The following is a 12,031-nucleotide window of genomic DNA, read 5'->3' as shown; positions in this document are numbered from 1 at the left end:
GTCACTAAAAAATTATGTTCGCTACACTATTCCCATGAGTGAGAGCGAGGACGCGGTCGAGCTCCCCCTGCGGGAGCGCAAGAAGCGGGCGACGCGGCAGCGGATCTCGAACGTCGCCTCGGCGCTGTTCAGGGAGCGCGGCTTCGACCAGGTGTCGGTGGCGGAGGTCGCGCGGGCCGCCGAGGTGTCCACGATGACCGTCTTCAACTACTTCCCGCGCAAGGAGGACCTGTTCCTCGACCGCATCCCGGAGGCGGTCGAGATGTTCGCCGGTGCGGTACGCCACCGCGCCCCCGGCGAGACCCCGCTCGCCGCGCTCCGCCGCCTCGCCCTCGAACTCCTCGACCGGCGCCACCCGTTGGCCGGCCCCGACAGCGGATTCCCGGACTTCTGGGAGGTCGTGGCCGACTCGCCCGCCCTGCGCGCCCGGGGCCGCGAAGCACTGGAGGAGATCGAGAACGCCCTCGCCGACGCCCTCACCGAGACCGCCCCGGACACCCCCGACCCCGCCCTCACCGCGGCCCTGACCGTCGCCGCGTACCGGGCGGTCTACGTCGCCACCGCGCGCCGCGTCTTCGCGGGCGAGGGCGCGGAAGGACTCGTGGCGGGCCACCGGGCACGGCTGCGCGCGGCCTTCGACGCGCTGGAACGGGCGCTCACCCCGGCATGACATACGGCCCCGGAGCGTTGCACCCTGTGGAGGAAAGGGGGTGCGGCCGGTGAGCGCACGTGAGCAGGCGCTGTGGACGAGGGCGAGGCTGGGCCGCTGCGGCCCACCCCTCGACCTCCTCACGGCCCGCTTCGACCGGCACGTCTACGCCCCGCACGCGCACGCCGAGTTCACGATCGGGGTCTGTGTCGGAGGCTCGGAACTCATCGACTACCGCGGCGGCCGCGTCCGCGCGACCCCGGGCTCCATCGTCGTACTCGCCCCCGGCGAAATGCACACGGGCGGCCCGGGCAGCACCACCGACGGCTACGCCTACCGGGCCCTCTACGCCGACCCGGCTCTCCTCACGGACGGCATCCTCGGCGCCGCCCTTCCGCACTTCCGCGAGCCGCTCCTCGACGACGCCGAACTGGCCGTAGCACTGCGGTTGGCCCACACCCAACTCAGCGCCTGCCCCGACCCGTTGGAGGCGGAGTCCCGTCTGCCGTGGCTGCTCACGGCCCTGGCCCGCCGCCACTCGTCGTCCCGCCCCACCACCGACACGATCCCCGGCGCGACCCTGATCGCCCACGCGGTACGGGACCGCCTGGCGGACGAGCTGACGGCCCCGCCCTCCTTGACCTCCCTGGCCGCGGACTTCGGCCTGTCCCGCTACCAGCTCCTGCGCGTCTTCCGTACGACGATGGGGATACCGCCGTACGCCTGGCTCGCCCAGCACCGGGTGACCCGGGCCCGCGGCCTGCTGGAGGCGGGCGGACGTCCCGCCGAGGTGGCGGCCCTGGTGGGCTTCGCGGACCAGGCGCATCTGACGCGCTGGTTCCGGCGGGTGCTCGGGGTGACGCCGGCGGCGTACCGCAACAGCGTTCAAGACTCCCGATGAGGGAGCACCGCAGACTCGCCGTATGACTGCACGCGGCTGGTTCCTGTTCTCCCTGATGGGAGTGGTCTGGGGCATCCCCTACCTGATGATCAAGGTGGCGGTGGACGCCCCGTTGTCCCCCTCCATGGTGGTCTTCACGCGCTGTGCCCTGGGCGCCGTACTCCTGCTGCCCTTCGCCCTACGACAGGGCGGCCTGGCCCGCACGGTCCGGACGCACTGGCGCCCGATGCTGGCCTTCGCGTGCATAGAGATCATCGGCCCGTGGTTCACGCTGACGGACGCCGAACGGCACCTGTCCAGCTCGACGGCGGGCCTGCTGATCGCCGGTGTGCCGATCGTGGGCGTGCTCGCGGCACGCCTCTTCGGCGAGACGGAGCGGCTGGGCGTCCGCCGCCTGGCGGGCCTCGCCCTGGGCCTGGCCGGGGTGACGGTCCTCACCGTCCCGCACCTGACGGGCGGCGACGCGCGCTCACTGGCGGAGGTGCTGCTGACGGTACTGGGCTACGCGACGGCCCCGCTGATAGCCGCCCGCCACCTGAAGGACGTCCCCACCCTGCAACTGACGGCACCGTGCCTGGCGCTGGCGGCGCTGGTCTACGCCCCGGCGGCGGCGGTGACGTGGCCGTCCTCGGTCCCGTCCCCACAGGTGCTGGCCTCCCTCGCCGGCCTGGGAGTGATCTGCACGGCGGTGGCCTTCGTGGCCTTCCTGGAACTGATCAAGGAGGTCGGCCCCACCCGCTCGACGGTGATCACGTACGTCAACCCGGCGGTGGCGGTGGCGGCGGGCGCGCTGTTCCTGGGGGAGAGCCTGACGGTCGGCATCGCGGTGGCCTTCACCCTGATCCTGGCGGGCTCGGTCCTGGCGACGGCGGGACCGGGGGGACGGGGAGAACGGGGCGGACCCGGGGGATCGCGGGGACCGGGGGAGCCGGGGGAGCCGGGGGAGCCGGTCGCCGGTCCGCGGGGCGGCGCCCGCCCGGTAGCATGGTCGACACGGCAGACGAGCCGGGCGGACGGCCGCGTGGAGTACCCCTAGGGGGACTTCCCGAGGAACGTCCGGGCTCCACAGGGCAGGGTGATGGCTAACGGCCACCCGGGGTGACCCGCGGGACAGTGCCACAGAAAACAGACCGCCCGGTGCTTCGGCACCGGGTAAGGGTGAAACGGTGGTGTAAGAGACCACCAGCGCCTGAGGCGACTCAGGCGGCTAGGTAAACCCCACCCGGAGCAAGGTCAAAAGGAGCGCCGCCGTAAAAAGCGCGCTCTGCGCGGACGTCCGAGGGCTGCCCGCCCGAGTCCGCGGGTAGACCGCACGAGGCCGGTGGCAACACCGGTCCTAGATGGATGGCCGTCTCCCCGGCCACCGCGAGGTGACCGGGTGACAGAACCCGGCGTACAGCCTGACTCGTCTGCCGCCCAGGGCCCTATGACCAGGAGAATTGCTGGGCAGGGGCCTTTTTTCGTAAGTCGAAGGGCTTCGTCAGGCCCCGGTCCGTACCGTTTCAAACCGGTACACGTGGCTGTGAACGTAGCCACCAAGGTAGCCACGAAGGTAACCACCCGCGCGGCCACTTTGGGCACTCGTCCTGATCGCTGGGCTGCAGTGATTCCGGGGAATTGCTCGAGTCGGAGGGCTGCCTGATGCCTGCAGAGGGTTCTTGATCCCCTGAGATGGGCTCTCCTCCTATCGTCCGGAGGGCCCGCTGAGCAGGCAGGATGAGGCGGGCGCCACACGATGGTTCGACCACGTGAAGTAGCGGTCCCATGCCCAGGTCGGGCGGTGTAAGGGGACGGCAGGGGCCTGGTCGCCGTTCGTTGGCCAGGTTTGCTTGCGGCCTGTAAGCCCCGACCCCGGCCGTAGCCGCTGGGATGACGCGGACGACACCAAGGCTGACCGTGTGGGCACCAGAGGACGGAGGCCTGGCACTCCGGTATCCGGACATCGGGAAACCGGGCACGGCGTCCGCTGCCGCCACTGGCGACCACCCGTACGACTGGGAGTACCGCCAGGTACCCTCAAACACATCGTCAGCGCGGCCCGACGGGCTTCCGCTCCACCCCTGTGGAGTCTCGAAGGACATGCCCCCACCCGCACGAGTCTCTTCGTGCTGCCTGGGGGAAGTCCTTGCTGTTCCGCGCGTCCGCGAAAACGGTCGCCGTCATGGCACTCGACGGTTCGCTGTTCCTGCACCTCACCGAGCAGTTCGTCCACATGCACGGCTATCGGCCTGGGACCTCGGAGGTGCGTTCCTGGGAGCGCAGCATCCCCGTCCTGGCTGCCGCGCTCAACGACGCCGGCCTGGGTGACGTCGAGGTCATGCTGGAGTACGCGCTCCCGCTGAACAGTAAGCGTGCCGACGTCGTCCTCGCTGGCCTGCACCCGGTCACGCAGGAGCCGTCCTACGTGGTGGTGGAGTTGAAGCAGTGGAGCCAGGCGGCTCCGTACGAGGACGACCCCGCCCTGTGCCATGTCGACGCGTACGCGCACCCCGTGCTCAACCCAATCGAGCAGGCGCGGCGGTACTGCGACTACCTGGTCAACTTCAACGGTGCGTTGGCCGAGCACGGCGAGCGGATCCATGGAGTGGCCTTCCTGCATAACGCCACCGAGTTCGGGGTGACGGGGCTGCGGGAGATCGAGCGCGACGGGCAGGCTCTGCTTTTCACCGGCGAGCGTCGCGGTGCGTTCCTGGAACACCTCCGGTCGAAGCTGAGCGACGAGCACCCGGGTGCCCGTGCGGCGGACGAACTGCTCGCGGGGGCCACCGTGCCGTCGAAGCAGTTGATGTCCGTGGCCGCCCAGGAGGTGCGGGAGCGACAGCAGTTCGTCCTTCTCGACGAGCAGCAGGTCGCCTACCGCCTGGTGCTCAACGCGGTGGAGCGGGCGAAGCGCGCCGACCACAAGGAAGTCGTCATCGTCACCGGCGGCCCCGGTACCGGGAAGAGCGTGATCGCGCTCCAACTGCTCGGCGAGCTCTACCGGAGGGGCGTGGCCGCGGTCCACGCGACCGGCTCGCAATCGTTCACCAAGACGATGCGCAAGGTGGCCGGCTCCCGGAAACGGGAAGTCCAGGATCTCTTCAAGTACTTCAACAGCTTCATGACCACGGAGAAGAACAGCCTGGGTGCTCTGATCTGTGACGAGGCTCACCGCATCCGGGAGACCTCCGCTAACCGCTACACCCGCGCGGCACTGCGGACCGGCAGGGCACAGATCGACGAACTGATCGATGTCGCCCACGTACCGGTCTTCTTCCTCGACGAGCACCAAGTGGTGCGTCCCGGTGAGATGGGCACCGTGGACGAAATCCGTGAGGCCGCGTCCAGACGGGGCATCGACTGCCATGTCGTTCCCCTGGACAGCCAGTTCCGCTGCGGAGGCAGCGACGCCTACCTGCGCTGGGTGGTCCGGCTCCTCGGCCTTGAGCCCGGCGGGCCGGTCGTATGGGAGCCCGACGACCGCATGCAGTTGCTGGTCGCCGACAGCCCAGAAGAACTGGAGGCGTTCCTCGACGCCCGCCGCGCCGAGAATTACGGCGCCCGGATGTCCGCGGGCTACTGCTGGCGGTGGTCCCCCGAACCCAAGCCCGGCGATCCACTGCCTCCCGACGTCGTCATCGGTGGCTGGGCCAGGCCTTGGAACCTGCGCGGGGACCGGTCGGTCTCCGGCGCGCCCCCGTCCGCACTGTGGGCCACCGACCCTGCGGGCTTCGGGCAGATCGGCTGCGTCTACACCGCCCAGGGGTTCGAGTACGACTGGTCCGGCGTCATCATCGGCCCGGACCTGGTCTGGCGAGGCGACCGCTGGATCACCGACCGCACCGCCTCCAAGGACCCGGTCTTCAAGAAGTCCACACCGAACACCGACGTGGACCGTCTCATCCGGAACACGTACAAGGTGCTGCTCACGCGGGGGATGGTCGGCACGATGGTGTACTCGACCGATCCGGAGACCCGGGAGAAGCTGCGGGAACTGGTGTCCAGCCGACCGGAGCCACGGCCTGCCGCGATCGGGGAACCCCTCTCGCGGCGGTGAGTACGTGATATCCGGCCATGATGTCCGTGCTTCCAGCCGACCGACGTGGCATATGTGTCGGGAGGGGACGTCACTTCCCTAAGATCACAGGCGTTATTGCGGCCCGACGGGCTTCCCCACGTGGACATGCCCCCATCCGCACGAGTCACTCGTGCCCTGGGGGATCCACCTCGTGTCCATGCTCCTGCTGAAACTGGCAGCGCGGGATCTGCTGAACCTGAACTCAAGACGCCGTATGGTGCCTCACCTCGCCGCGAGATGGAAGCACTTCCTCAGCACTGACGCTTCGTTGACCGAACGTTCCGCCTGGGCAGAAAGCCTGGTGCATCTCGCCGAGGATCTGGTCGCCGCCGACCGCGGGAACGTCGAGATGGTCGTCGAGTGCGCGGCCACGCTCGATGAGACCGACCGCGCAGGGGACCCGCGACTCATCGACGTCGTCCTCGTGGGCCATCACCCCGAAGAGAACGGGCTGTCCGTCCAACTCGTCGAGCTGAAGCGGTGGTCGACGGTGACCCGGGTGGAGCGAGCCACCGCGGAGCTGGTGCATGTCCCCGGTATGGGGGAGAAGAAGCATCCGGCGCTGCAACTGCGCGAGTACTACGAGGCGTTCACGAGTGAAAGAGGACCGCTGCACGGACTGGACTACGAGTGCGGCGGCTTCGCCTATCTGCACAACGCCACCGACGCCGCAGTGCTCCCGCTGGTCGGCGTGGACGCGCCGACCGGTTCCTACGCCCGTGTCTACACCAGCGACCGCCGCGCCCAACTGCTGTCGGACCTGCGGAGCAGCTTCGCCGTGGACGGTGCCGACTCGGCGGCCGAGATCCTTTTGCGCAGCATGGGCCTGCGCAACACCCCGTTGCTCGACGCCATGATCCGCTCCAGCGGCGAGGACACGGTCTTCACCCTGCGCGGCCGTCAGAAGAAGGTCGCGGACCAGATCCTCGACACGGCTGCCAAGGTGCTTCCCGATCCCCGGCGGCCCGCGCTCCTCCCCGACGAGCGACGGGTGGTGTTCCTCGTCACGGGCGGTGCCGGCACGGGCAAGAGCGCCATCGGCCTCCAGCTCAAGGCCGAACTGGAGGCGGACGGCCGCACGGTCAAGTACGCGAGCGGTAGCAGGGCCTTCAACGGCGCCCTGCAGGAGCATGTCGGCTTCGGCGACCGGGAGTTCAAGGAGACCTTCACCTACTTCAGCAACTTCGTCACCCCGCCCGACCCACCGCTGGACGTGCTGATCTGCGACGAGGCCCACCGCCTGCGCGACCGCTCCACCAACCGCTTCTGGAAACCCGAGGACTGGGGCACCAAGCCTCAGGTGGACGAGCTCCTCGACGCCTCCCGGTTGACGGTGTTCTTCCTCGACGAGGGGCAGTCCGTGCGCCCGCAGGAGGTCGGCACCGCCGCTCTCGTGGAGGACGCGGCACGGCGCTACGACGCCCACCTGGTCCGTAGCAGCCTGCGGGAACAGTTCCGGTGCGGCGGCAGCGACGCCTACATCCGCTGGGTGCGCGGCGCCCTGGGAGTGTCCGACGCGGAGCCGGAGCTGTGGACCCCGGACGGACTGATGCATGTCGAGGTCGTGGACAGCCCGGGGGAACTCGAGCGGATCATCCGTTCCGAGGCTGGGGCTGGAGCATCCGCGCGCATGGTCGCCGGATACTGCTGGCCCTGGACGAAACCGTTGGGCAAGGAGAAGCGACTTGAGCCCGACGTCCGGATCGGTGACTGGCACCGGCCGTGGAACGCGGACAGTGACTCCTTCTGCGAGAACAAGACCGTCCCGCCTTCCAAGATCTGGTCCGTGCACGAGAACGGTCTCGGCCAGATCGGCTGTGTGTACACCGCGCAGGGCCTGGAGTGGGACTGGTGCGGCGTGATCATGGGCGAGGACATGGTGCGCCGGGGCGACCGTTGGGTGTTCCGCCGGGGCAAGGAGAAGGTGGACAAGGAGGCGGGCGTCAAGCGGGTAGCCGTTCCCGGGTCGTTCGATCCCAAGGTGAAGCCGAAGAGTGTGGACGACCACGAGTTCGCCCGACTCGTCCGGCACGCCTACCACGTGCTGATGACCCGGGCGAGCCGGGCGACCGTGCTCTACTCCACGGACGAGGAGACCCGGGCGTACCTGAAGGGGCTCGTCGGCGATGTCGAGATCCACGGTCTGCGACCCACCTGGGAGAACCTGCCGGAGCAGGCGCGACAGCCGCATCTGCCCCGTCCCGGTCGAGGAGGGCGCCGCCGCAGGAAGCGTCAGAAGAAGGTCACTCCGCCCGGAGAGATGCGTCTTTTCTGAAACGGTGGACCGGTAGGTGGAGTGGCGGGCTCCCGGGCCCGCCACCTGCCGGTCAGAAGACCAGGCGCGCTACCACGGTCAGTGCCATCACCAGCAGATTGGTGATGACTCCTACCGTGACGTCGACCAGAATCTGACGAATCCGGTCACGACGTGCAAGCTTGTACTCAACGGGGTTCATCGGTTTCCACTCCTGAGCGTGAGCTGGGAATGGCAGGGATCGCCCTACCGGGCATCCGCAGTCACACCACGTGAGACACGTGATGGAGACCACTCGCCGCTCATCGCCGAGGACCGGCACCTGAAACACCGCCGACGTACCCTCCGGGAAGGTGCGCAGCGGTAACCAGGTTAGTGCACAGGCCAGTTGGCGCAGATCGATTTTGGACGCCGTGGTGTCTCCGCCCACGCGCCAGACGCCTTGGCACCGGACGGGAAGGCGTCGATCGCGATGACATCGGCTGTGTGGAGTTTGCGCATTTTCACCTGAGGGGAAGGGTGAGGTTCTGTCGTCTTACGTAGCCGTCAAGGTAGCCACACAAGAACCCTCCTTACATGTTTCCCCAGGTCATAGCGCCGCGGTGACACTCCCGGCGTACAGCCCGACTCGTCTGCCGCTCCGCGTTTGCTGCCGCCACTGCGACCACCGGTACGACTGTCAATACCGCGAGGTAGTGCTCACCCGAGGGAAGCCCCGCATCCGCACGGCTATCACCTCGCGAGGTTCGCCAGATGCGCGGCCAGTACGTATCGCGTGAGCGATGGCATGTGTCCGCCTGGCGGCACCGCGTGTATCCGCGAACGGGCCGTGAGGCTACGACGCAACCCGACACGAGGAGTTGCAGAAGCTGCTGACGCCCGCGCAGCGGGATCCGTATCCCGTGCGCATCTGGACAGGGCGCCTGCGCAGCGCGTCGTGCGGGTCTGCACGACCCAGGTGCGCAAGCCCGCGCAAGTGGTGCGCAGACAGTGTCCTCACCCCGGACTGCGCAGGTCCCTGGCCGGTCGTGGAGCCGGGTGCGCATCGCTCGTACAACGATGCGCAATACCCACGAACTTGGTGGCACGTCAGGTGTGGCAGACGTGTGGTCGGCGCTATGGCCTGGGGCGACCATGACCCCGACCACGGCAGGTAGGCGGCCGGTGCGCAGGTTCCGATTCGTCTGCGTGCTCTGCCTGCGCAGCCGTCCGGGTGTGCTGCGCAACTCGTGCGCGGTCGGTCTGCAGTTGGTTGCGCGACGCTGTGGTCAGGGCCGTGGTCGCGGTTCGTGGTCGTGGTCGGGCCCACGGTCGGGCTCTGCGCAGTGGCTGTACAGGTGTATTGGGTGATGCGCAGCGGCTGCCAAAGGCCGTCTACGCATGCGGTTACGAGCTCCAGGCGACCGTGTGGTCGGGGTCCTGGACGGGGTGCCACACGGGCTCGGAGGGTCCGTTGGTGTGCAGGTCTGCCAGCGCCGCGGCCAGGACGGGGACGGTGTGCAGGAAGAGGGCCAGCGCCGGGTCTTTGGCGGCCGTGTGCAGGGCGTTGATGCGGGTGGTGACGCCGGCGGGGCCGGTGCCGTCCAGGACGAACAGGACGCGGGGGAAGAGCGGGTAGCGCTGTCGCCATTCCTCCTGTGCTGGCATCTGTCCGATGCTCGGTCGGCGCTGTCCCGGGGGAGTGGGGACATAGCGGTGGAGGCGGGCGTAGGAGGTGAGTTTCGAGGCCAGGCGTTCGGGGCCCATGGTGGCCCGGTCGACCTCGACGAAGGCCCGCAGCATCGGCCCGGCGCTGCCCTCACGGCCGCGCCGGTAGTACATGAGCGCGTCGGGGATGACGGCCTCGCCGCCCCCGATGGAGTGGTAGACCTCGGGGATCCAGTCCATCGGTCGGCACAGTTCGTCGCGGCGGCGGGCGTGCTCCAGGAAGACCAGTGCGGTCTCGGTCACCGTCAGCGTGTGCCCGACCCGCAGCCGTGCGGCGGTCGGATCAGACACTGTTTTCGGTGGCCGCCGCCCGCGTAACTCCGGCCACTCGCATGCGACCTGCACACCGTAAGAGGTGGGAAACCACACCCGTAGCCGCCCCGCCCTGGGCAGGGTGATGCGATCGATCAGCCCCTCCTCGCGCAACTTGGCCAGCCTGCGCCGGGTCTGCTCGCTGCGCACTCCCGGGGCGATCACCCGGTGCATCTGCTCGGTGGTGGCCATCCGGTACTGCACCAGCACCGCCAACGCCAGCCGATCCCCACTGCCCACATCCACGTCCGTCATCGCCGGCCCCCTCCCAGTACAGGGCGGCACCGTTCGGTACGGCGCCGCGCGTACCGGCCATGACAGCGGCCAACTCCGACCACACCTGCGACCAGGACGGCCCGACCACGGTCACGATGCGACAACACCGCCGCCGACCGGGCTGACAACCGCGTCGATATCCCCGCCGACACCTGTCCACTCCGTTGCGCGCCAGGGTGACGTATCCGCAGTTCACCAGGGACTTGTTGGCGTGGTCGGCAACCCGACATCCCCCTCTGCACACCCCCGCGCTCGCCCCCGAACAAAGGAAAACAGGGGACGGCGGGCGAACGGGCGGGTGCGTGCCTGCGGGGGATCGGGGGCGCCGTTGTTCACGTTGCGCGTCGGCGGCAGCCTCCGCGCCAGGGCGCCGCAAGAACGGCGTACACCCAGCAGAACTGCCAGGGCCTGGGGAGTGGAACGCGGACGAAAAGGGGATCTCCAGAGCCGTTGCTTGAACGAGGATGTCGCGTTGACACAAGGTTCAGGAGCCCACGGTCGGCCGGAATGACCTCGCTGTCGGCGAGCGATGTCCCCACGTGCCCCCGGCACGACGAGCTCAAGCCGTGAGGTCGGCCAGAAGGATGTCCAGCACGGTCTCCTCCTCGATGCGCACCCCGAGTTCGCTCAGCGCCACGGCCAGTGCGGGATCCCACGCCGCGTCGGTCGGTGTGCCGATGAGGGGTGGGGCCAACGGTGTGGCGGCGGCCGCGGTGCGGTAGTCGGCGGCGGTGTAGTGCCAGGGCTGCCAGGGGATGCGGCGCAGCAGGGCACCGGCGATCCGCAGGCCGCCCCAGTCGAAGTCGCCGTGGTAGCGGAGCGTGGATCCGTGGGTGTGGAGGTGGCGTAGCAGAGTGAGGGCGGCGGCCGAGGGCTGGCCCTGGAGGCAGACCAGGGGTGGGCAGGTGGGGCCGTGGGTGTCTGCGGCGGTGGCCAGGACGGTCGGGTTCTCGCAGACGTATACGACACTGGGCGCCGTCCTCGGCGGGTTGTGGGTGAGCTGGCGCAGTGTCAGGACGGCCGGTTCGCCCGCGTCGGTCATCCAGTCGAGGGCCGGGGTGCCGCGCAGGCCCAGGGTGAGGACGGTGGAGGAGAGGGCGTCTCTGAGCAGGCCGGCCGAGGCCCAGGCCTCACGGCGCCATTCGGCTCCGTTGCCGTCGGGGAAGCCGGTCAGGGCACGGATGCCGGAGAGGACGATCGTGGCGAGCGGGGTTCCGTCGTCGAGCGCGTGAGCGTCGCCGAGAGCGGTGGCGGCGAAGGCGGGCAGGGACACCGCCGGGTCGGCGGGCAGCCTCCGCAGGGCCGTCGCGGCGTCGGTGAGCAGGACCTTCGCCGCTTGCGGGGTGCGGGCGAGGCGGCGTACGAGACCGTCCTTGCGCAACTGGTGGATCCACTCGGCCAGTTCGGGGCGCAGCGCGGCCAGTGGGGCGTATGCCTCCTGCCAGGCGTTCGCCTCCTGTTCGCGTACGTCGGCGAGCCGGGCGACGGGGCCGGTGAGGGCGGTCACGGCGCCGGCGAGACCGTCGGGGCTGATGCCGGAGCGGCGCAGCACGGCATCCACCGCGTCGAGGCGCACGGTCAGTGAGCGTCCGGCGCGTGGGGCGCGGCCCAACAGGCGTTCGGAGGCGGCGCGTTCGGCGCTGGTGGGGCCGGTCAGGGTGAGCGGGCCGGTGAGGGGCTCGTCCCGCTCCATGCGGCGCCGGACGCGCTCGACCAGCCAGGCCAGGCCGGGGTCGCCGAGCAGCCGGCCGAGGCGGTCGAGGTCGATGCGCGGGCCTGGTTCGTCGGGGGAGCCGGGTAGCCCGGGCCTGTTCATGCCCACAGCGGGTCCCGGTCAGGGTCGGCGTCGGTGGGCACGGGTGCTGCCGCGCCGAC

General features: G+C 69.5%; 7 protein-coding genes, 1 other RNA gene and 1 pseudogene. 6 read left to right on the top strand and 3 right to left on the bottom strand.

What is annotated here, in order from left to right; all coding sequences use genetic code 11:
- The first annotated feature begins 34 nt into the window (after positions 1-34).
- From AB0I69_RS28165 to AB0I69_RS28140, 6 genes and pseudogenes are all read left to right on the top strand, one after another.
- A complete protein-coding gene (locus tag AB0I69_RS28165; protein WP_363098494.1) occupies positions 35-670 on the top strand; it encodes a TetR/AcrR family transcriptional regulator in 636 nt (211 codons plus the stop codon).
- Between the two features lie 49 nt (positions 671-719).
- Positions 720-1,550, top strand: coding sequence for an AraC family transcriptional regulator (locus AB0I69_RS28160; RefSeq protein WP_363098493.1), 831 nt, complete (start codon positions 720-722; stop codon positions 1,548-1,550).
- 22 nt (positions 1,551-1,572) lie between these two features.
- Positions 1,573-2,355: pseudogene (locus AB0I69_RS28155) on the top strand (DMT family transporter); the annotation flags it as partial.
- Between the two features lie 196 nt (positions 2,356-2,551).
- Positions 2,552-2,962: RNase P RNA component class A (rnpB, locus tag AB0I69_RS28150), an RNA gene on the top strand.
- Positions 2,963-3,675: 713 nt separating this feature from the next.
- Positions 3,676-5,586 carry a DUF2075 domain-containing protein gene (locus tag AB0I69_RS28145; RefSeq protein WP_363098492.1) on the top strand — a complete coding sequence of 637 codons (1,911 nt, stop codon included), beginning with the start codon at positions 3,676-3,678 and terminating at the stop codon, positions 5,584-5,586.
- Positions 5,587-5,875: 289 nt separating this feature from the next.
- Positions 5,876-7,882, top strand: a complete 2,007-nt coding sequence (locus tag AB0I69_RS28140; RefSeq protein WP_363098491.1) for a DUF2075 domain-containing protein — start codon at positions 5,876-5,878, stop codon at positions 7,880-7,882.
- Between the two features lie 52 nt (positions 7,883-7,934).
- Here the strand turns inward: AB0I69_RS28140 and AB0I69_RS28135 are convergent, their stop codons facing one another.
- From AB0I69_RS28135 to AB0I69_RS28125, 3 genes are all read right to left on the bottom strand, one after another.
- Positions 7,935-8,063, bottom strand: a complete 129-nt coding sequence (locus AB0I69_RS28135; RefSeq protein ID WP_363098490.1) for a DUF6408 family protein — start codon at positions 8,061-8,063, stop codon at positions 7,935-7,937.
- A gap of 1,184 nt (positions 8,064-9,247) precedes the next feature.
- Positions 9,248-10,135, bottom strand: coding sequence for a replication-relaxation family protein (locus tag AB0I69_RS28130; protein WP_363098489.1), 888 nt, complete (start codon positions 10,133-10,135; stop codon positions 9,248-9,250).
- 580 nt (positions 10,136-10,715) lie between these two features.
- A complete protein-coding gene (locus tag AB0I69_RS28125; protein WP_363098488.1) occupies positions 10,716-11,972 on the bottom strand; it encodes a TIGR02679 family protein in 1,257 nt (418 codons plus the stop codon).
- Positions 11,973-12,031 lie beyond the last annotated feature (59 nt).

The sequence above is a fragment of the Streptomyces sp. NPDC050508 genome, assembly GCF_040655155.1.
Taxonomy (GTDB): domain Bacteria; phylum Actinomycetota; class Actinomycetes; order Streptomycetales; family Streptomycetaceae; genus Streptomyces.
The sequence above is the reverse complement of the archived record's forward strand: the minus strand, read 5'-3'. Positions and strand labels throughout refer to the sequence as shown.